17 protein-coding genes are annotated in these 20,083 nt (G+C 63.6%); 14 read left to right on the forward strand and 3 right to left on the reverse strand.

What is annotated here, in order from left to right:
• Positions 1–64: 64 nt before the first annotated feature.
• The 8 genes from OZ411_RS19270 to OZ411_RS19305 all read left to right on the forward strand — a co-directional run bounded on the left by OZ411_RS19270 (position 65) and on the right by OZ411_RS19305 (position 7,012).
• Positions 65–931 (forward strand): branched-chain amino acid ABC transporter permease, encoded by an 867-nt coding sequence (locus OZ411_RS19270; RefSeq protein WP_130580065.1) that lies wholly within the window; start codon positions 65–67, stop codon positions 929–931.
• The gene (locus OZ411_RS19275) at positions 928–1,863 is read left to right on the forward strand and encodes a branched-chain amino acid ABC transporter permease (protein WP_282529219.1); all 936 of its coding nucleotides are present in this window, start codon (positions 928–930) and stop codon (positions 1,861–1,863) included. Before OZ411_RS19270 ends, OZ411_RS19275 begins: the two co-directional genes overlap by 4 nt.
• Complete coding sequence (locus tag OZ411_RS19280) at positions 1,856–2,605, forward strand: ABC transporter ATP-binding protein (protein ID WP_282529220.1); 750 nt, start codon at positions 1,856–1,858, stop codon at positions 2,603–2,605. Before OZ411_RS19275 ends, OZ411_RS19280 begins: the two co-directional genes overlap by 8 nt.
• Positions 2,589–3,329, forward strand: a complete 741-nt coding sequence (locus OZ411_RS19285) for an ABC transporter ATP-binding protein (protein ID WP_130580062.1) — start codon at positions 2,589–2,591, stop codon at positions 3,327–3,329. The genes OZ411_RS19280 and OZ411_RS19285 overlap by 17 nt, the downstream gene beginning before the upstream one ends.
• 45 nt (positions 3,330–3,374) lie before the next feature.
• Positions 3,375–4,124: a hypothetical protein gene (locus OZ411_RS19290; RefSeq protein WP_130580061.1), complete on the forward strand. Its 750-nt coding sequence runs from the start codon at positions 3,375–3,377 to the stop codon at positions 4,122–4,124.
• A gap of 307 nt (positions 4,125–4,431) precedes the next feature.
• Positions 4,432–6,027: a flavin monoamine oxidase family protein gene (locus OZ411_RS19295; RefSeq protein ID WP_282529221.1), complete on the forward strand. Its 1,596-nt coding sequence runs from the start codon at positions 4,432–4,434 to the stop codon at positions 6,025–6,027.
• Positions 6,024–6,449 carry a cytochrome c gene (locus OZ411_RS19300; RefSeq protein ID WP_282529222.1) on the forward strand — a complete coding sequence of 142 codons (426 nt, stop codon included), beginning with the start codon at positions 6,024–6,026 and terminating at the stop codon, positions 6,447–6,449. Before OZ411_RS19295 ends, OZ411_RS19300 begins: the two co-directional genes overlap by 4 nt.
• A gap of 71 nt (positions 6,450–6,520) precedes the next feature.
• Complete coding sequence (locus tag OZ411_RS19305) at positions 6,521–7,012, forward strand: RidA family protein (protein ID WP_282529223.1); 492 nt, start codon at positions 6,521–6,523, stop codon at positions 7,010–7,012.
• Positions 7,013–7,028: 16 nt separating this feature from the next.
• Here OZ411_RS19305 and OZ411_RS19310 read toward each other — a convergent pair whose 3' ends face one another.
• The 3 genes from OZ411_RS19310 to OZ411_RS19320 form a co-directional block, all read right to left on the reverse strand.
• Complete coding sequence (locus OZ411_RS19310; RefSeq protein ID WP_282529224.1) at positions 7,029–8,201, reverse strand: PepSY-associated TM helix domain-containing protein; 1,173 nt, start codon at positions 8,199–8,201, stop codon at positions 7,029–7,031.
• Between the two features lie 279 nt (positions 8,202–8,480).
• Complete coding sequence (locus tag OZ411_RS19315; RefSeq protein WP_282529225.1) at positions 8,481–9,503, reverse strand: extracellular solute-binding protein; 1,023 nt, start codon at positions 9,501–9,503, stop codon at positions 8,481–8,483.
• A gap of 8 nt (positions 9,504–9,511) precedes the next feature.
• Entirely contained in the window at positions 9,512–11,707 is a 2,196-nt protein-coding gene (locus OZ411_RS19320; protein WP_282529226.1) for a TonB-dependent siderophore receptor, read from the reverse strand.
• Between the two features lie 453 nt (positions 11,708–12,160).
• Between OZ411_RS19320 and OZ411_RS19325 the strand changes: the two genes are divergently transcribed.
• From OZ411_RS19325 to OZ411_RS19350, 6 genes are all read left to right on the forward strand, one after another.
• Positions 12,161–13,588 carry a M20/M25/M40 family metallo-hydrolase gene (locus OZ411_RS19325; protein ID WP_282529227.1) on the forward strand — a complete coding sequence of 476 codons (1,428 nt, stop codon included), beginning with the start codon at positions 12,161–12,163 and terminating at the stop codon, positions 13,586–13,588.
• A gap of 328 nt (positions 13,589–13,916) precedes the next feature.
• Positions 13,917–14,789, forward strand: a complete 873-nt coding sequence (locus tag OZ411_RS19330; RefSeq protein ID WP_282529228.1) for a xanthine dehydrogenase family protein subunit M — start codon at positions 13,917–13,919, stop codon at positions 14,787–14,789.
• Entirely contained in the window at positions 14,779–15,270 is a 492-nt protein-coding gene (locus OZ411_RS19335) for a (2Fe-2S)-binding protein (protein ID WP_282529229.1), read from the forward strand. Before OZ411_RS19330 ends, OZ411_RS19335 begins: the two co-directional genes overlap by 11 nt.
• Positions 15,267–17,609 (forward strand): xanthine dehydrogenase family protein molybdopterin-binding subunit, encoded by a 2,343-nt coding sequence (locus tag OZ411_RS19340; RefSeq protein WP_282529230.1) that lies wholly within the window; start codon positions 15,267–15,269, stop codon positions 17,607–17,609. Before OZ411_RS19335 ends, OZ411_RS19340 begins: the two co-directional genes overlap by 4 nt.
• Positions 17,606–18,724, forward strand: coding sequence for a ring-opening amidohydrolase (locus tag OZ411_RS19345; RefSeq protein WP_282529231.1), 1,119 nt, complete (start codon positions 17,606–17,608; stop codon positions 18,722–18,724). The genes OZ411_RS19340 and OZ411_RS19345 overlap by 4 nt, the downstream gene beginning before the upstream one ends.
• Positions 18,724–19,935, forward strand: coding sequence for an FAD-dependent monooxygenase (locus tag OZ411_RS19350; RefSeq protein WP_282529232.1), 1,212 nt, complete (start codon positions 18,724–18,726; stop codon positions 19,933–19,935). The genes OZ411_RS19345 and OZ411_RS19350 overlap by 1 nt, the downstream gene beginning before the upstream one ends.
• The last annotated feature ends 148 nt before the right edge of the window (positions 19,936–20,083 follow it).

The following is a 20,083-nucleotide window of genomic DNA, read 5'->3' on the forward strand; positions in this document are numbered from 1 at the left end:
GGATTGCTTCGTCGCTGCGCTCCTCGCAATGACGCACGGCAATAAGCGCGATTAGGCATCACACATGCACGCAGCCCAGATCCTGGTGAACGCGGTGGTCCTCGGCTGCCTCTATGCCTGCATCGCGATCGGCTTCTCGCTGGTCTGGGGCGTGCTCAACGTCATCAACCTGATCCACGGCTCCTTCATCGTGCTCGGCGCCTATCTCGCCTTCGGGCTCTACAACGCGCTGCACATCTCGCCCTGGTATTCGATCGCGGTCGCCGCGCCACTGTTCTTCGTGCTCGGCTACCTCCTGCAGCGACTATTGCTCAACCGCGTGATCACGGCGCCCGTGCTGGTGACGCTGACGATGACGTTCGGACTCGACCTGATCCTGAACAACGCGATGATCTATTTCTTCAAGGCCGATTACCGCAAGCTGACGCTGACGCCGTCGCTGGGATCGGTCTCGATCTTCGACGTGGTGGTGCCGGTCGACCGTCTCATCGCGACGGTTTCCGCGCTGGCACTGACCGGATTGCTCTATCTCCTGCTGCGGCGCTCGCGCGTCGGGCGCGCCATCGTCGCGGTGCGGCTGGACCGCGACGCGGCCGTGCTGATGGGCGTCGACGTCAAGTCGATCTACGCGATCGCGTTCGGCCTCGGCGCTGCGCTTGCCGGCTGCGCCGGCGTGCTGATGGCGCTGATCTTCCCGATCTCGCCATTGACCTCGTCGGGCTATCTCGGAAAGGCCTTCGTGGTCTGCGTGCTCGGCGGTCTCGGGAGCGTCTCGGGCGCGCTCGCGGGCGGCCTGCTGCTGGCGCTGGTCGAAGGGATCGGCTCGACCTTCTTCGGCCCGGCGCACGCGACGACGCTGTCCTTCATCCTGCTCATCGTCTTCCTGATCCTGCGCCCGCAGGGGCTGCTTGGCCGGAAGGGTTTCGAATGACGAAGTCGAATGTCGCGCTGCTTGTCCTGCTCGCGGTCGTTGCATCGCTGCCGCTGTTCGGCGGCGCCTATGCGCTGCGGCTCGGCACCATCGCCTGCATGTATGCGATCATGGCGCTGTCGTGGAATGTGGTCGGCGGCTTCGCCGGCTATCCCTCGTTTGCGACCGCGGCCTTCTTCGGCTTCGGCGCCTACACCGCGGGCGTGCTGCTCAACAAGGGATTGCCGCTCTGGCTCTGCGTCGTCATCGCGGCGGTCACCGCCTTGCTGATCGCGGCTGTACTCGGCGCGGCTCTCCTGCGCCTGCGCGGACATTACTTTGCGATCGCAAGCCTCTCGCTGGTCGAGGTGCTGCGCGAGCTCGTCAACAATGCCACCGATCTCACCGGTGGCGGCATGGGACTCAACATCCCCCTGGGTTCCGGCTCCGGCGTGCTCGCCGAAGCGATGTTCTTCTTCTACGCGATGTGGATCCTGCTGCTGCTCACCGTGCTGATGGTGATGGCCGTCGCCGGCTCGAAGCTCGGCTTCGGGCTCGCCTGCATCCGCCAGAACGAGACCGCCTCCAGCATGGTCGGCCTCAACACCACTCTCTATAAGAGCATCGCCTTCGGCCTGTCGGCCTGTTTCGTCAGCGCGGCCGGCGGCGTCTATGCCGCCTGGGTGCACTATATCGACCCGTCCGATGTCTTCGATATTCTCTATTCGGTGAAGCCGATTGTGATGGCGCTGATGGGCGGGCTCGGCTCGCCGCTCGGCGTTGCCTGCGGTGCGTTCCTTTATCTAGGGCTCGAGGAGGTGGTCTGGCGCAACTACATTCAAATCCACACCGGCGTGCTCGGGCTGATCATCGTCCTCTTGCTCCTGTTCCTGCCGCATGGCCTGATCTCGTTGCGGCCGGCCAACCTCTGGCGACGGGTCAAGCATGTCTGAGATCCTTCGCCTCGAAAACGTATCCCGGCATTTCAGCGGCCTGCAGGCCCTGCGCGATGTCACGCTCACCGTCAACAGGGGCGAGGTGCTCGGCCTCATAGGACCAAACGGCGCGGGCAAGACCACGCTGGTCAACACCATCTGCGGCGTCACGCCGGCCAATTCCGGCAAGATCACTTTCGATGGCAAGGACATCACACGCATTAAGACCTATCAGGCGGCGCGGCTCGGCCTGTCACGTACCTTCCAGATCGTTCAGCCCTTTGCCGAATTTACCGCGCTGGACAATGTCGCCGCAGCCGCGCTGTTCTCGCAGCCGGGCCAAAGCCTGAAGATGGCGCGCGAGCAGGCAATGGCTCATCTGGTCTATGTCGGTCTCGAGCTGCAGGCCAATCACCCTGCCGCTACGTTGACGCTCGCGATGCGCAAGCGGCTGGAGCTTGCGAAGGCCCTCGCGATGAAACCAAAATTGCTGTTCCTCGACGAGGTCAATGCCGGCCTCAACAGTGCCGAGGTCGAGCGCGCGACCAAGCTGATCCATGAGCTTGCCGCCAGCGGCATCACCATCGTGATGATCGAGCATCTGATGAAGGTCGTGCTCAATGTCTGCACCCGCATCACGGTACTGCACAACGGCGCGCTGATCGCCGATGGCGCGCCGCGCGAGGTGATCGAGAATCCCGCGGTGGTCGAGGCCTATCTCGGCCAGCAATATGCCAAACGGAATGTCGCCCGTGGCTAACTCCCTGATCCTCGAACTGAAGGGGCTGTGCGCCGGCTATGGCGAGATCCAGGTGCTGTGGGGCATCGATCTCGACGTCCGCCACGGCGAGATCACCGCATTGATCGGCTCCAATGGTGCCGGCAAGACCACGCTGATGCGGGCGCTGTCGGGCCTGATCCCGACCACCGCGGGCAATTATTTCTCGGAAGGCCGCGATCTCACCGGCGACACCGCCGCCGGGATCCTCGCGCACGGCATCGTGCATGTGCCGGAGGGACGGCGGCTGTTCGGCGCCATGAGCGTCGAGGAGAACCTCCTGATGGGCGCATATTTGCGCGACGCTGGTCGCGCCGAGATCAATCGCGACCTCGAGCAGGTCTATGCCACGTTCCCGAAGCTGCGCGAGCGGCGGCGGCAAGCGGCGGCGACCCTGTCAGGCGGCGAGCAGCAGATGTGCGCGATCGGCCGCGGCCTGATGAGCGCGCCGCTGCTGTTGATGATCGACGAGCTCTCGCTCGGACTTTCGCCCTTGCTGGTCGAGCAGCTCGTGGCGGCGCTGCGCGAACTCAACGCTGGCGGCACGTCGATCCTGCTGGTGGAGCAGGACGTCACCATCGCGCTCGATCTCTGCCACCGCGCCTTTGTCATGGACATGGGCCGTATCGTGCGGAGTGGCTCGGGAAGCGAACTGCTCGCCGATCCGATCGTCCGCGATGCCTATCTCGGCGTTCTCCACGAATGACCGAACCCGGGCTTTCCTAACCCCTTTACGTTGCAAAGAGGTATCATGATTACGACCATCGAGGTTCAAGACGGCGGTTATCGCTTCATGCCGGGCGTCAGCCAGTATTCCTGCGGTATCGGCGCGTTGCCGGGTTTCACCATCGAACGCGTCCGTTTTGCCGATCCGGTGCCGCTGAAGGCAGGCTTTGCGCGGATTGCCGAAATCCTCAACAATGCCGGCCGTCCGCTGACGGCGTTCGGCGCCTGCGAATTGCGCTCGCCCGCGCCGTTCACCGAAGAGGGCTTTCGCGCCTTCAACGACATCTACATCAAGACCCTGATCGAATGGGGCATAATGAAGGACGGCGTCAATCCGGTGGCGCGCAGCAATGTCTGTCCGAAGATCGGTCCGCCGGCCGAGCCCTGCTTCCACGCTTTCTCCTACGCGGTGCCGGCGCCCCAGGCGGCGCCGTCTTTCGTGATCGCCGGCAGCGGCGAGTCGGCCGAAGGCAAGGCGAACTATCGGGATCACATCATCAGTCCCGGCGACGTCAGCCCGGCGGGCATGCTTGCCAAGGCAAAATGGGTGCTGGATGAGATGGAACGTCGCATGAGCGCGTTCGGCGGCACCTGGAAACAAACGACCGGCGTGCAGCTTTACACCGTGCAGGACGTCTATTCGATCCTGGAAAGCGAGCTCGGCCGCCGCGGCGTGTTCAGGAATGGCCTGACCTGGCATTTCAACCGCCCGCCGGTGGTCGGTCTCGACTACGAGATGGATTGCCGCTGCGTTCACATCGAAAAGGTGATCTGAGTTCTTCTCCTTCTCCCCGTTCTTACGGGGAGAAGGTCGGGATGAGGGGCTCTATCCGCGAACACCGTGGCAGATGGGTTCGCGGAGGCTCCCCCTCACCCGAAATTCAAGTTGCGCTTGAATTTCGACCTCTCCCCGCACTCGGGGCGAGGTGAGGCGGAGTTCGCCTCTCGATCTCGCAGCATCATCACATCCAGTTCGCATCAAAAGCGCGTGTTGGCCCGTGTTCAACCAAGCCGCTTCCTTGACAGGTGAGGAGCCAATCGTTTCCTTTGCTGCTCCAGATCTTGCTCCGGCTGGGACGTCAATGCAAAGCGAAGCGGCAGTCATCAGGCGGCGTGATCTTTTCTCGTTGATCGGCGCGATGGCCGGCAGCGCGGCGATGTATCACGCGATGACCAGCCTCGGCTTCGCCTCCGAGTCGAACTACAAGGGGCCGGTGAGGCTCGAGGGCGACCCGAAGGGCGCATCCGTCCTGATCCTCGGCGCGGGACTTGCCGGCATGACGGCGGCGCTGGAGCTGCGCAAGGCGGGCTACAAGGTCCAGATCCTCGAGTTCAACAATAGGGCAGGCGGCCGCAACTGGACGCTGCGCGGCGGCGACACGTTCGTCGAACTCGGCGGCTACAGGCAGACCTGCGAATTCGATCACGGTCTCTACATCAACCCAGGCCCGTGGCGGATTCCCTACCACCATCGTGCATTGCTTGACTATTGCAGGCGGCTCGGGGTTGCGCTCGAACCCTTCATTCAGTTGAACCACAACGCCTATCTGCACGCCTCGCGTGCGTTCGGAGGTACACCGCAGAAGATCCGCGCGATCAAGGCGGATTTCCAGGGCCAGGTTTCCGAACTGCTCGCGAAAGTGACTCAGCAGGGCAAGCTCGACGAAGCGGTGTCCAAGGAAGACCAGGAAATCCTGCTGCAGGCGCTGCGCTCCTGGGGCGCGCTCGATTCCGACTACAGATACAATGCCAATCTCGTCTCGGCCGAGTTCCGCGGCTATGCGCGCGAGCCCGGCGGGGGCTTAAGTTCCGCGCCGCTGCCGAGCGACCCCGTCACTTTGTCGGAGCTCTTGCGGTCGCGGGTCTGGCGCTACTTGCAGAGTTTTGCGCGCTACAATTTCCAGACCACGATGTTCCAGCCGGTCGGCGGCATGGACATGATCGGCAAGGCCTTTGCCAAGGAGGTCGGCGACCTCATTCGCTATAACGCCAAGGTGACGCAGATCCAGCAGAACGACCGCGGCGTCACGGTGAGCTATGTCGACACGACAAGTCCCTCGACGGTGCTGCACGCAAAAGCGGATTGGTGCATCTGCACGATCCCGCTGTCGATCCTGAGCCAGATCCCGATCGACGTCGGTAGCCGCATGGAGGCCGCGATCGACGCCGTTGCCTATGCCGGCGCGGTCAAGATCGGCCTGCAGTTCAAGCGCCGCTTCTGGGAGGAGGACGAGGCGATCTATGGCGGCATCAGCTATACCGACCTGCCGATCCGGCAGATCGCCTACCCCAATGCAGGCTTCAATCGCGCCGGCCGCGGTGTGCTGCTCGGCGCCTATCTGTTCGAGGGTGCGAATGCCTATGAGTTCACCGCGATGACGCCGGCGGAACGGATCGCAAGCGCCGTCGAATTCGGTTCCATGATCCATCCGCAATACAAGCAGGAGTTCGAGAACGGCGTTGCGGTCGCCTGGCACCGCGTGCCCTTCACCCTCGGCTGCAGCGGTGAATGGACCGACGAGGGCAGGGCGAAACACTACAAGAATCTGTGCCAGATCGACGGGCGCATCGTGCTGGCCGGCGAACACGCATCCGATCTGCCGTCCTGGCAGGAGGGGGCGATCCTGTCCTCGCTCGACGCCATCGCGCGACTGCACGAGCGGGTGGTGAAAACATGAGGCCGACGAGAGCCCATTTCGTTGCGCCAGCGGCAGGCGCCGTACTGCTCGCGTTCCTCCCAGCGGCCGCGGACTTCGCGCAGGACAACACCGCCACGCGCCCGACTTTCAGCTCGGGCTACCGCTTCGTCGAAATGACCGGCGAGGAACTGTTCGCCAATGTCTGCCAGGGCTGCCACATGCCCGATGCCTCGGGTGCCGGCGGCGCCGGGGCCTATCCCTCGCTGATCGCCAACCGGAATCTTGCAACCTCTAGCTATGCCGTCCATCTCGTCGTCAACGGCCGGCGCGGCATGCCGGCCTTCGGCGACATGATGACCGATGGTCAAGTCGCCGCGGTTGTGAATTATCTCAGGACGCATTTCGGCAACAGCTATACGGATGCGGTGACGGCCAGGGAAGTCGCCGAAGCGCGCCGCTAGAGCATGATCCGGAAAAGTGGAAACCGGTTTTCCGAAAAGATCATGCTCAAACAAATTAAACGGGGGAGCACATGAAATTTCGTACAATGCCGCTGATTGTCTTGCTCGCGGCGATGGTTTCCGTGCCTGCGCAGGCCGAGATCGTCAGGCATCCAATTCCCAATTCGACATTTCCGATCGCGCAGTCGGTGCAGGTCACCGGCAACGCCACGATCTATTATGTCAGCGGCCAGGTGCCGCCGGTGATCAACAAGGACGCCGATCCTTCGAGCCGGGAGGCCTATGGCGACATCAAGGCCCAGACCGTCGGCGTGCTCAACCGGATCAAGGGTATCCTTGAAGGGCTCGGCCTCGGCATGGGCGACGTCATCAAGATGCAGGTGTTCCTGGTGCACAGCCCGACCGCGCCGATGGATTTCAAGGCCTTTATGGAAGGCTATACCCAGTTCTTCGGCAGCAGCCAGCCGAACCTTCCGGCGCGCTCGGTGGTCGGCGTCGCCTCGCTCGCCAATCCCGGCTTCCTGGTCGAGATCGAGGTGGTCGCGGCAAAAGACGCGAAATAATTCACCGCTGCGCGATTCACTCGCCCGGAACCAGGCTCCCGAGCGGCGGCCGCGAGAGACGCCGATGCCTTCGGCGCGAAAGATACAGCAGAAAGCCGGTGACCACGAAGAGCGGCATCAGCGCCGCGGCGACCATGAACAGCAGCTTGCCCGGCCAGCCAAAGATGCTGCCGCGGTGAATATCGAGCACGCTCGAAAGCATCCGCTCCCCGAGGGGCTTGTCCGCGTAGATTTCCGACGACAGCAGCCGGCCGGTGATGGCATCGATGCGGAATTCATCGCGCGCGCCCGGATGCGAGGCATCGCGCGCCCAGGACCGGATGCGCACGACGGTCCCCGCGTCGGCGGGCGGCGCCAGCAGGGCCGTCGCGTAGCGGCTGCCCTGTTCGTGCAGGAAGGTCGACCATACGCGATCGAGCGTAAGCGGCTTGGCATCGGCTGCGCTGACGTCTCGCGCCGGCTTGGGCTTCATCGGTGCAGCAGCGGTCGAAGGACGCGACAGCAGCCAAGTGGCGCCGCTCTTGTACCAGTCGAACGAATACCACAGGCCGGTGAGCACCATCACGAGGTAGATCGGCAGCACCCAGGTTCCAACGACGGCATGGAGCGACCTGTGGAAGCCGCGACCGCGCAACGCCAGGTTCGGCTTCAGCCACATTCTCACGCTGCGGGCGCGATGAGGCCATCGCAGCACGATCCCGGAGATCAGCATCGCGATCAGGCCGATTGCAGCCACGCCGGTGATCTGCCGGCCATAGCCCTTGGCATCGCCGGGCAACAGCAGCCAGCGATGCAGCTTGCGGACGGTGACGAAAAACTCCTCGCCTCGCGGCGAGCCGAGCACATGCCCGTCATAGGGATCGACATAGATCGAGGAAGGCCGGGAGCCATCCGTGCTGCGGGTAAACCGGATCCGCACCGCCGCGGACGGGTCACTGGCCATCGTCACGGACGCAACTTTGCCAAAATCGGGATTGGTCTGCAGTCGCGCGATCAACTGGTCCGGCGTCAGCGTCGGGGCCGCGCGAGCCTCGACCTGCGTGATCGCCACATTCAGGCTGGCCTGGATTTCATCCTCGAAGCTCATGATCGCGCCTGTCATCCCGACCACGGCCAGCACCAGTGACAGCGCAAGGCCAATGACGGAGTGGACCTGCAACAGGGCGGCCTTGATCGGGTATTTGCTCATAAATTGGAAGGAACAGGTCGCGGGATCAGCGTCGAAATCGGCGAGGCCTGGTGATCACCGCCCACTCAACAGCGTCATCGGAACGATACCGAAAAGATATTCGTCCCGCCACCCAAGCGAGGCTTGCACAGTTTGTAATAGTTCTATGTTGTGTGCCGACGCGCCATTGAGCACGCTCCACAACACTTGCCGCGAAGAATAATGTCATCTTCGCGGAGTATATGAAAATTTTGTTTTCGCCTTCCGATCCGGCGGTCGCTGCGCTTTCGGCGAGGGCGCTCACTCGTCGAAGCCGACTTTCTTGACCAGGGCAACCGCAGTCTGCTGATGCGCGGCGATCTGATCGATCAGCACCGCATCGGCTCTGAACGATCCGATTTCCGCGAGGATCGGATCGCGGTCTGCCGAGGCGAGCACGGGATATTCCAGTTCGGCTGCGGCATAGATTCGTTGTGCCGCCGGCGTCACAAGGAACTCGATGAATTTCAGCGCGGCGGCCGTGTGGGGCGCATGCTTCGCAATGGCAGCGCCCGTCAGGTTGACATGGTTGCCGCCGCCCTTGAACGTCGTCGGGACGGCCTTGACGGTTCGGGCCCATTCGCGCCAGTCGCCGCCTTCCCGTCCGTCCCGCAATTGCGCCAGTGCCACGGTATTGGCAATGCCGATCTCGCACGTTCCCTGCGCGATCTCGCGGATCACATCATTGTCCTTGCCGGCCGGTTTGTGGACGAGGTTGTCTTTCAGACCCCTGAGCCAGGCCTCTGTCGGTCCTTCTCCGTGATGAACGAGGTAGGCAGCGATCAGCGCAATGTTGTTCTGGTGCAGTGGCGAGCGCATGCATAGTTTGCCGCGCCATTTCGGATCGGCGAGGTCCTCATAGTCGATTGCAGCGAGCGGGCTGTCCCCGCGCGCCATCACGACGCGTGGCCGGATGGAGAGGGTGATCCATTGCGAAGACCGGTCACGCAGGTTCGGCGGCGCGGCTCGCTCAAGGAGCGGCGATGCCGAGGCCTGCGTCAAACCCTTGTTTGAGAGCTGGGTGGTCTTGTCCAGTCCGATCGTGATCAGCACGTCCGCTGGCGACGCGTTACCTTCCGATGTCAGGCGCTTGACCAGGCTGTCTTCAACAAAGACAGGATTGACCTTGATGCCGCTGTTTTTCGTGAAAGCCGATATCACCGGCTCGATCAGATTTATCTCTCTGGTCGAGTAAAGGGTAATCTCATCGGCGCGGCTTGCCGCCATGCCGGCAACGAAGATGGAGGCCAGCGCGACCAGCAACCCGGTGGCTATCCGCGGCATGCTCATGCCTAGAACTTCACCGTCGCCGAGAGCGAGACGCGCCGTGCGTCGCCAAGAGCGACGGCCAGATTGCTCACGGCCGAGGGATAGTAGACGGTGTCGAACAGGTTCTTGACGTTCAGTTGGTAGATGACCGGCAGGTTGTCGTACTTGGTCTCATAGCTCGCGAAAACGTCCGCGACGACATAGGACGGCAGGACGAAGGTATTCGCCGCATCGCCCGGCCGGTCGCCGACATAATGCGCTCCACCGCCCAGCCGGAGCCGGCCCGGAAGGGCGGTGCCGAAATCGTAGACCAGGTAAAGCGAGGCCGTGTTCAGGGCGACATTCTGCAGCGCCATGCCGGCCAGCGTCGGATCTTCGATCACCCGCGCGTCGGTGTAGCCATAGCTCCCGATCATGCTCCAATTGTCGGTCAGCCTTCCGGTGACGTCGATCTCGATGCCGCGCGAGCGGACCTTGCCGGCGGTGCGAAATTCGACGATTCCCGTGGCGCTGTTGAGCTGCGATACCAGCACGTTCTTCTTCTCGATATCGTAGAACGCCACGGTTCCCGAGAGCCGGTGGTTGAAATCGAACTTGGCGCCGGTCTCCCACGAGACGCCCTCTTCGGGCGCGATATTGGAGCCGATCACCACGCCGCCGGTGAGCGGCGCGATGGTCGAGGTCGGCTTCAGCGATTGCGTATAGCTTGCGTAAAGGGACAGCTCGTCGGTGAGCTTGAGGATGGCGCCGCCGAGCGGGAGCACCTTGTCTCCGGACAGATCGGTGTTGGTCTTGAACGGGCGTCCGCGCCCCGCCAGTTGGTCGAAATCCATGTAGCGCACGCCGGCGACCACCGCGACCCGATCCGTCACATGCAGCGTGTCCTGGAAGAACAGGGAGTATTGGCCAAGCTTGTCGGTCTGGTCGCTGTCGCCAGGGGAGACCGTCGTGCCCGGGAAGACCAGCCCATAGACCGGATCATAGAAATTGAACGAGGGAGTCGCCTGCCGGATCAGGTTCTTGCGATAGATCGTGCGATACTGGCCGTCGCCGCCGAACAGCACGTCGTTGCGCATGCCGCCGATCCAGAAGCCGCCCTGCAGGTAGGACGTTCCGTAGCTCACATTGCTGAGCGAACCCTGCGTGCCGTCATTGCTGCGCGTCTCGATGCCGGTCAAGGCATTGACGCCGGTGATGCGGAGCTGGTTGGCGCTGAACGTCTCGGTGTTATAGCTGTAGCCGGCGTAGAGCTTCCAGTCCTCGTTCAGCCGTTGCTCGACCGAGCCCTGCACCAGGTCGGATGTCCCCCACATATTGTTGAAGGGCTCGTCGAGCCGGCGCGTCGCCGGAATAGGCAGCGGCGCCTTGGTGATGGGATCGAATGCCGTGCCGCGATCGAACGGGTAGATGAAATCGCGATGCTCGTAGCTGAGTTGGACCGTGGTCGTGTCGCCGTACCACGCCAGCGACGGCGCAAGCAGCGTTTCGCGGTGACGCCCGAAATTGCGCCAGTAGTCCTCGTTGACGCCATAGCCGATGAAGCGATAGGCGAGACCGCCTTGGCCGATCGGGCCGGTGATATCGAAGGTCGCATCGGCGCCGTTCTTGCTGTTGCCGTAGGTCGAGCCGAGCACGGTGATCGATCCGTGCTGATAGAGTTCCGGGCGCTTGCTGATCGTGTTGACGATGCCGCCGGGATCCATGATGCCGTACAGAAGTGATGCAGGTCCTTTCAGCACCTCGACGCTTTCGACGGCGGGGTTGAAGCTGCGGCCCTGGACCAGCGGCATGCCGTTGCGCATGATCGAACCATCGCGATTATCGCCGAATCCGCGCCTGATGACGGCGTCCTGGGTGCCGGCGAGCGTATTGGTCTGGGTGATGCCGCTGACATTGACGAGGGCGTCGTCGATATTGCGCGGCAATTGATCCTTCAGCACCTGCTCGGGCACGACGTTGACGACTTGCGAGGTGTCGAGCGGCGAAGCGCCGGTGCGCAGCGTGGTCGAACTGGGCATCGCGCGATAGCCCAGCTTGGCTGGATACAGCGCCGCCGCCGCCGCGGCAGCGCGCTCCGATGGCGTAGGCTCCGCAGGCGTAACATTTCGATTTCGTTGCGGCGCCGTCGCTGCTTGAGTCCGCCGCGTGGAAGGGACCGCCGGGCGCGCCGGCTTGCGCTTCTGCGCCGGCGATTCGACCGTCACGGATGGCAAGGTCATGCTCGATTGCGCCCGCGCGATCGTGATCGAAGAGGAGCAACCAGCCAGCAAGGCGACGGTGCCGATGAAAAAATGCGCGCGGCTGCCGCCGGCTCGGTTTCGATTGTCTCCGACGAGACGGCCAACAGCACTGACGTTCACTTCGATTCACTTCCAGGACGCGAGATTAGCGCGGTGCCTTTAGCAGCCGCCGCGAACGGAAAGAACAGCGCTGGAATTGAATCTCTCTAAGGACGTGTTTCGCAGGAGTGATTTGCAAATCCGTCACGCGATACAGCGAATGCCTGTTGCTGCATCGAGCCGCTTCATCAATTTGTAGCGAAGGAGCGGTGGAATGCTTGACAGTCGGCTCCGGATAAGCCGTCGCCGGCACCAGGCTTTGCCATCTTGCAAAACCTCTGCGTCCCTGTCTGAATGTCTCGCAACTGGGGCGGGTGGAATCGGAGACCCAAGATGGTTGGAAACGTCAGACCAAGGCTTTCAATCCTGCTGTCGACCGTGCTCGCTGCGGCTCTGCTGGGAGCCCCCACAGTCGCCGCGGAAGGGCTGAGCCCGGATCGGCAGTTCGCGCGCGACGTCTACCAGGAGCTGATCGAGATCAACACCGTCACCGCGACCGGCGACACCGCCAAGGCGGCGGAGGCGATGGCGGCCCGGTTGCGCGCTGCCGGCTTCGCGGACGGCGACGTGCAGGTCTTCTCGCCGGCGCCGCGCAAGGGCAATCTGGTGGCACGGCTGCGCGGCAGCGGCGCGCGCAAGCCGATCCTCCTGCTCGCCCATATCGACGTGGTCCCGGCCAATCGCGAGGACTGGTCGTTCGATCCGTTCAAGCTGACCGAGCAGGACGGCTATTTCTATGCCCGCGGCAGCGGTGACGACAAATACATGGCTGCGGCCTTCGTCACCAACCTCATCCGGTACAAGAAGGAGGGTTACAAGCCCGACCGCGACATCATCCTGGCGCTGGAGACGGATGAGGAGATCCTTGATAGCAACGGCCTCGGCATCCAATGGCTGTTGAAGAACAAGCGTGACCTGATCGATGCCGAATTCGCGCTCAACGAAGGCGGCGGTGTCGGTCTGAAGGACGGCAAGCCGATCCGTAACAGCGTGCAGACCTCCGAAAAGGTCTCGCTGAGCTATCTGCTCGAAGTCAAGAACAGGGGCGGCCACAGCTCGGTGCCGGTCAAGGACAATGCGATCTATCGCCTCGCCGAAGGATTGGTCCGCCTGTCGAAGTTCAGTTTCCCGATCAATTTGAACGAGACCACCCGGGCCTATTTCGACCGCACGGCACAGTTCGAGAGCGAGCAGACGGCATCCGACATCCGCTCGGTGCTCTCGGACAAGCCCGACCCGGCCGCGATGTCGTTTGTCCGGCTCGCGGCCAATCCTGCCTATAACGCCCAGCTCCGCACCACCTGCGTCGCGACGATGCTCGAGGCAGGCCATGCCGTGAACGCGCTGCCGCAGCTTGCGACCGCCAAGGTGAACTGCCGGATCATGCCGGGCGAACCGGTCGACGGTGTCAAGGCGACGCTGGAGCGTGTGCTCGACGACGATCAGATCAAGGTCACGCAAATGGGCCAAGCCGTGTTGAGCGCGCCGTCGGCCCTGCACGAGGAGATCATGGGCGCGATCGACAAACTGTCGCACGAATTCTGGCCGACGGCGGCGGTGATCCCGACCATGAGCACCGGGGCCACCGACGGCAGCTATCTGCGCAACGCGGGCATCCCGACCTACGGCCATTCCGGCCTTGCCGCCGATATCACCGACATCCGCGCCCACGGCAAGGATGAACGGATCCTCGTGAAATCATTCTACGAAGGCGAGGACTATCTCTACCGCCTGGTGAAGACGCTTGCCGGCGGGACGTGACCGGTGCCACCCGTCATTGCGAGCGGAGCGAAGCAATCCATGCCTCCACAAGCGGTGAAATGGATTGCTTCGCTTACGCTCGCAATGACGCGGATACAGCGTCACGAATGCTGACTCCACAAGGAGGACGCATAATCGCTCTGCACATCAACTTTCTGTGCCGCCCAATGTTTATGCACGGGTGAGAAGAATGAGCAGGGATTAGCTGCATTTACATGCAGTTCTGGGCGCCTTTGGGCTCGCCGACTTTTGACTGGCATTGTTAGATTACAGATAGTCTTATCTCCTGTTTCGAGCCGATGCGGATGCGTTCGTCGAACGAGCCCTTATGAAGCCTGCACCCTTCAAATACATTGCCGCTTCATCGCTGGATCACGCGCTCACGCTGAAGGCCGAACATGGCGATGAGGCGAGATTCCTGGCCGGCGGCCAGAGCCTGATCCCGGCGATGAATTTTCGCCTGGCGCGGCCGGCGGTCGTGATCGATATCAATGGTCTGGATGAGCTGGCTGCCATCGATCACGGCGCAACTATTCGTGTCGGCGCGCTGACCCGCTATTGCGCGTTCGAGCGGGACAGCGAGTTCCTTGATTCCTGTCCGCTGTTCGCCGACGCGCTGCCGCACATCGCGCATCCGCAGATCCGCAACCGCGGCACCATCGGCGGCAACCTCTCCCATGCCGATCCGGCGTCCGAGCTTCCCGCGCTTGCGGTCGCGATGCAGGCGCGGATGCGGCTGAGATCGGCCGGCGGCGAGCGGAGGCTGGCAGCATCCGAATTCTTCCAGGGATCGCTCACCACCGATCTCGCCGCCGACGAGATGCTGGTCGATGTCGAGTTTCCCGCGCTGCCGCCGCGCAGCGGCGCCTGCTTCATGGAAGTGGCGCGGCGTCGCGGCGATTTTGCCATCGCCGGTTTGGCTACCATTGTAACGCTGGACACAGAGGGCCGCTGCAGCAAGGTCCGGCTCGCGCTGTGCGGTGTCGGCGAGACGCCGGTTGATGCCAGCGAAGCTGCCGCGCCCCTGGTCGGTCAGGCCTGCGCCGATGGGCCGATCGAAGCTGCCGCTGCCGCCATACAGGCAACGATCGAGCCGGCCGGCAATGTGCACGCCAGCGCCGATTATCAGCGGCATCTCGCCGGCGTGCTGGCGCAGCGCGCGATCCGCACGGCCTATCAGCGGGCGGCCAATGCAGCCTGACCGCCACGAGATCAGCGTCTCCGTCAACGGGACCGCCTATCGGCGCAGCGTCGAGGCGCGGACATTGCTGAGCGATTTCCTCCGCCATGATCTGTTGCTGGCAGGCACCCATGTCGGCTGCGAGCACGGCGTCTGCGGCGCCTGCACGGTTCTGCTGGACGGCGCGCCGGTCCGCTCCTGCCTGATGCTGGCAGTGCAGGCCAATGGGCACGAGCTCTCGACCATCGAAGGCCTCGCCTCTGACAGCGGCGAACTCAGCCCGGTGCAGAAGGCGATGCACGAACATCACGGCCTGCAATGCGGCTATTGCACGCCCGGCATCCTCATGACCATGACGGCGTTCCTGAAGCAGAACCCGTCGCCGTCGGAAGAGCAGGTGCGCGAGGCGCTGTCAGGCAATCTCTGCCGCTGCACCGGCTATCAGCACATCGTCGACGCCATGATGGCCGCGGCGCAGGCGATGCGGGCGGCCGCGCCATGACCACACGGTTCTTCGGCGCCCCCGTCAAGCGCAATGAAGATCGCAAGCTCCTCACCGGGCAGGCGCTGTTCGTCGACGATGTCGAGCTGCCGGGCATGCTGCACGCGGCGTTCCTGCGCAGCCAGGCCGCGCATGCGCGCATCGAGCGCATCGACGTCTCCCGCGCGCTGCAGCGCCCGGGCGTCGTGGCCGTTTACACCGCCGACGATTACGGCACCTATTGGCAGCCCGGTCCATTATTGGTGCCACCACCGCCGATCCCGGGAAGCGTCTTCAACCAGCGCACGCAAGTGCCGCTCGCCAAGGACAAGGTCCGGCATGTCGGCGAGCCCTTGGCCGTCGTTGTGGCCGAAAGCCGCTACATCGCCGAGGATGCGCTCGACGATATCGACGTCGATCTCGAGCCGCTGGCGGCGGTGATCGATCTTGAAGCTGCGTTGCGCCGCGACTCAGCGCTGGTGCACGACGACCTCGGCTCCAACATCTCAGCGCATGTGCATCAGAGCAAGGGCGACTATCGCGCCGCCGCCGCCAAGGCGCATCTGGTCATCAAGCGCCGCTTTGCCTACGAGCACGGCATCGCCTCGACCATCGAGACGCGCGGCGTCGTCGCACACTGGGAGCCGCGCAGCCAGCACATGACAATCTGGGACACGACCCAGGCGCCCGTGTTCGTCCGCAACGGCCTTGCCGCCATGCTCGGCCTCGGCGAGCGGCAGGTGCGGGTGATTGCGCCCTTCGTCGGCGGCGGCTTCGGGCCGAAGATCATGATGTTCTATCCGGAAGAGGTGGCGCTGCCCTGGATATCGATGCGGCTCAACCGTCCGGTGAAATGGATCGAGGACCGACTGGAGCATTTCTTCGCGACCACGCATGAGCGCGGCCAGATCCATGACGCCGAGATCGCGGTTACGCGCGACGGCCGCATCCTCGGCGTCAAGGACGTCTTCCTGCACGACGGCGGCGCCTATGATCCTTACGGGCTGACGGTGCCGATCAACAGCCAGTGCACGTTGCTCGGGCCATACGTGGTGCCGTCCTATGACGCAACCTTTACCGCCGTTTTCACCAATCTGCCGATCGTGACGCCCTATCGCGGCGCCGGGCGGCAGCATGGCGTGTTCGTGATGGAGCGGCTGCTCGATCTTGCCGCGCACGAGCTGAACATCGATCCCGCCGAGATCCGCCGGCGCAACCTCATCCCGGCCGACGCATTCCCGTACAAGAACGGGATCATCTACCAGGATTTTTCCCAGCTCGAATATGACAGCGGCAATTACGAGCCGGTGCTCGACCAGGCGCTGCAGGCGATCGGCTATGCCGAGTTCAAGCGGGAGCAAGAGAAGTTGCGCGCGCAGGGCCGTCACGTCGGCATCGGCATCGCCTGCTATGTCGAAGGCACCGGCATCGGACCCTATGAGGGCGCGAGAGTGCAGGTGCAGGCCAACGGCAAGGTCAGCGTCGCGACCGGCATCGGCACGCAAGGGCAGGGGCATTTCACGAGCTTTGCCCAGATCGTCGCGGATCAGCTCGGCGTCGACGTCACCGATGTCGACATCGTCACCGGCGACACCGACCAGTTCTATTGGGGCGCCGGCACGTTTGCGAGCCGCGGCGCGGTCGTCGCCGGCAATGCGGTCAACGAAGCCTCGCGCGCGGTGCGGCAGAAGGCGTTGAAGCTCGCCAGCGATGCCTTCGAATGCGCCGAGGAGGATCTGGTGCTTGCCGACGGCAAGATCTCGATCGTCGGCATTCCCGAAAAATTCTTGAGCCTCGGCGAACTCGCGCGGCGCGCCAACCCGATGCGCGGCGCGGTGAAGCCAGGCACCGAGCCTGGACTGGAATCGACGCAATATTTCGGGCCGCCGAGCGGCGCGACCGCCAATGGCGTGCATGCCATGATCGTCGAAGTCGATCCTGATACGTTCGACCTCAAGATTCTGAAATACGTCGTCGTCCATGATTGCGGCACGGTGATCAACCCGCTGATCCTCGAAGGGCAGATCCATGGCGGCGTCGCGCAGGGCATCGGCAACGCCTTCTACGAAAAGCTGGTGTTCGACGACCAGGGCCAGCTCCTGAACGCCTCGCTCGCCGACTATCTGTTGCCGACCGCGCTTGAGGTACCGCGCATGGAGCTCGGCCACACCGTAACGCCATCGCCGCTCAACCCGATGGGCATCAAGGGTGCCGGCGAAGCGGGCGCGATTCCCGTTGGCCCCCTGTTCGCGCAAGCGATCGAGGATGCGCTGCAGCTCAAGGAAAAGAACGTTGAACTTCTGGAGATTCCCTTGAGCCCGAGTCGGATTTTTGAGCTGATCAAGGCGAGCGAGCCATGAGGACGGCGCGGGTTTTCCGGCTTTCGATGGCACATCCCGGCGATCTGTCCGAGCTCGATCGCCTGATCGCCGACGGCACGGTCCGCGCGGCCGATGTCGTTGCCATCATCGGCAAGACCGAAGGCAATGGCGGCGTCAACGATTTCACCCGCGGCTACTTCACCCAGACCTTGATGCTGCTGCTGTCGAAGTATCTGGACAAGCCGTCGGCGCAGTTGATCCGTGAAATCCCCTGCGTGCTCTCGGGCGGCACCGAAGGCGTGATGAGCCCGCATTACAGCGTGTTCTGCATCAGCGAGACCGAACCGGCGCCAGAGGCTGGATCGTCGCTCGCGATCGGCACCGCGTTCAGCGATTCGGTCCCGGCGGAGGAAGTCGGCCGCCGCGCCCATGTCGATAGCGTCGCCAACGCCGTGCGCACCGCGATTGCCAATGCCGGGATCGAGCGATTGCAGGACGTCCACTTCGTGCAGGTGAAGTGCCCCTGCGTGACGGTCGCCCGCGCTGCCGCCGCGCTCGCGGCCGGCAAGACCCCGCTCACCAACGATCCTAACAAGTCGATGGCTTTTGCCCGTGCCGCCGGCGCATTCGGCGTGGCCGTTGCGCTCGACGAACTGGCGCTATCCGCCTTCACCGACGCGTCGCCGCTCAGCGACTTCTCGATCCAGTCACCGCGCGCCAGCATTTCCTCCGGCGTTGAAGTGGAAAGCAACGAGGTCGTCGTGCTCGGCAACAGCCCGCGCTGGACTGGCCCGCTGCAGATTTCGCACCGTCCGATGGCGGATGCGCTCGACATCGGTGCGGTCGTCGATGTGCTCGCCGATCTCGGCATCGCTGCCAATCCGCAAGTCTCGGCTACCGACGCCGCGCGGATCGCGACCGTGCTGGTCAAATGCGAGCCCGACCGGCGCGGAAGAATTCGCGGCAACAGGCACACCATGCTCGACGACACCGATATCAACGCCCAGCGCCACATCCGCGGCGCGGTCGCCGGCCTCGTTGCCGGCGTGATCGGCGACGGCAGGATCTTCGTCTCCGGCGGCGCCGAGCATCAGGGCCCTGATGGCGGCGGCCTGATTGCCGTCATTGCTTCGCAAGAGGAAGGTTTGGCCTGATGCGCATTGTCATCATTGGCGCAGGCGTCGCGGGATGCGTGATGGCGCGCAGGCTCGCGCGATTGGACGGCGTGGAGGTAACCTGCCTCGAGCGGGTCTCGCGCGACGATCATTCCGAGGCCGGTACCGGGCTCAATGTCGGGCCGAACGCCGTCAAGGCGATGAAGCTGATCGATCCGGAGCTGGCCGAGCGCATCACCGCAGCGGGCTTTCTGTGGGAAAATTGGCGGATCTCCCTCACCGACGGCACCGTGCTGTTCGACCTGCCGCTGCAGGAAGTCGCGGACGGACCGGGCTGGCGCATCCGCTGGTCGGAGCTTTACCGCGTGCTGCGCGAGGCCGCCGGCGACACGGTCTCCTATGGCTGCGAAATCGTCGAGGTCGGCCGTGACAGCGTCGATCCGCGCAAGACGTTTGTCAGTTGGACGCAGGATGGGACAACGCATCGGCTCGACAACATCGATCTCTTGATTGCCGGCGATGGCCGCTACTCCGAGGTGCGCCGCGTGATCTCCGGCGAGCCGCGCATCATGCCGACGGGAGTGGCCATCTTCCGCGTGCTGGTGCCGGACACTTCGCGCGGCCTGATCGACGACTACGAACAATGGTTCAACGGACCCCACCGTCTCTTGTCGTTCCGCGTGCCACCGGACCACATCTATGTCGCCGGCACTTTCCCGATCGATCCCGAGGCGCAGATTTCCCAGAGCCAGAAAACGCCCGAGGTCCTGCGCGCCACCTACACGCCGCGCGCCGCGCCGCCAAGCGATCAGGCGCGCTGGCTGATCGACACCGTCTGCAACAACGTCGCCGACACCCATTGGGCGCGGATGCAGGAGCATGAGGTGCTCTACCGCGCCGCCGATTGCAGCGTGCTCTATCTCGGCGATTCCGCCCACGGCATGGTGCCGACATTGGGGCAGGGCGCGACCCAGGCGCTGGAGGATGCCGCCAATGCGGCCGCGCTGATCACGCAGCGCTACAACGCCGGAAGCCGTGATGTCGCAAGCTGGCTCACCGAGTTCGAAGCCCTGCGCAAGGACCGCATGCGTTTCGTGATGGAGTTCTCGCTTGCTGCCACCGACACGATGCTAGCAGGCGCCGATCCCGTCGCTGGAACCCTGCACAAGAACGAAGCGCCGTTTCTGAACAAGTTGAAGTCGCTCTATTGCGACGTCGGACTTCTCCCTCTCCCCGCTCTTGCGGGGTGAGGGGCGGGATGAGGGGCTTCCTCCGCGAACACGGTGAGAGCTGTATTCGTGGAGGCTCCCCCTCACCCGAAATTCAAGCTGCGCTTGAATTCCGACCTCTCCCCGCAAGCGGGGCGAGGTGAAGAAACGTCATCACGCCGTGGAATGA

Source organism: Bradyrhizobium sp. Arg237L (genome assembly GCF_029990105.1).
GTDB lineage: Bacteria > Pseudomonadota > Alphaproteobacteria > Rhizobiales > Xanthobacteraceae > Bradyrhizobium.

Excerpts from the sequence above, each read along its gene's own strand:
- OZ411_RS19270 (WP_130580065.1), top strand. The coding sequence starts at position 65 with ATGCACGCAGCCCAGATCCTGGTGAACGCGGTGGTCCTCGGCTGCCTC.
- OZ411_RS19275 (WP_282529219.1), top strand. The coding sequence starts at position 928 with ATGACGAAGTCGAATGTCGCGCTGCTTGTCCTGCTCGCGGTCGTTGCA.
- OZ411_RS19280 (WP_282529220.1), top strand. The coding sequence starts at position 1,856 with ATGTCTGAGATCCTTCGCCTCGAAAACGTATCCCGGCATTTCAGCGGC.
- OZ411_RS19285 (WP_130580062.1), top strand. The coding sequence starts at position 2,589 with ATGTCGCCCGTGGCTAACTCCCTGATCCTCGAACTGAAGGGGCTGTGC.
- OZ411_RS19290 (WP_130580061.1), top strand. The coding sequence starts at position 3,375 with ATGATTACGACCATCGAGGTTCAAGACGGCGGTTATCGCTTCATGCCG.
- OZ411_RS19295 (WP_282529221.1), top strand. The coding sequence starts at position 4,432 with ATGCAAAGCGAAGCGGCAGTCATCAGGCGGCGTGATCTTTTCTCGTTG.
- OZ411_RS19300 (WP_282529222.1), top strand. The coding sequence starts at position 6,024 with ATGAGGCCGACGAGAGCCCATTTCGTTGCGCCAGCGGCAGGCGCCGTA.
- OZ411_RS19305 (WP_282529223.1), top strand. The coding sequence starts at position 6,521 with ATGAAATTTCGTACAATGCCGCTGATTGTCTTGCTCGCGGCGATGGTT.
- OZ411_RS19310 (WP_282529224.1), bottom strand. The coding sequence starts at position 8,201 with ATGAGCAAATACCCGATCAAGGCCGCCCTGTTGCAGGTCCACTCCGTC.
- OZ411_RS19315 (WP_282529225.1), bottom strand. The coding sequence starts at position 9,503 with ATGCCGCGGATAGCCACCGGGTTGCTGGTCGCGCTGGCCTCCATCTTC.
- OZ411_RS19320 (WP_282529226.1), bottom strand. The coding sequence starts at position 11,707 with ATGACCTTGCCATCCGTGACGGTCGAATCGCCGGCGCAGAAGCGCAAG.
- OZ411_RS19325 (WP_282529227.1), top strand. The coding sequence starts at position 12,161 with ATGGTTGGAAACGTCAGACCAAGGCTTTCAATCCTGCTGTCGACCGTG.
- OZ411_RS19330 (WP_282529228.1), top strand. The coding sequence starts at position 13,917 with ATGAAGCCTGCACCCTTCAAATACATTGCCGCTTCATCGCTGGATCAC.
- OZ411_RS19335 (WP_282529229.1), top strand. The coding sequence starts at position 14,779 with ATGCAGCCTGACCGCCACGAGATCAGCGTCTCCGTCAACGGGACCGCC.
- OZ411_RS19340 (WP_282529230.1), top strand. The coding sequence starts at position 15,267 with ATGACCACACGGTTCTTCGGCGCCCCCGTCAAGCGCAATGAAGATCGC.
- OZ411_RS19345 (WP_282529231.1), top strand. The coding sequence starts at position 17,606 with ATGAGGACGGCGCGGGTTTTCCGGCTTTCGATGGCACATCCCGGCGAT.
- OZ411_RS19350 (WP_282529232.1), top strand. The coding sequence starts at position 18,724 with ATGCGCATTGTCATCATTGGCGCAGGCGTCGCGGGATGCGTGATGGCG.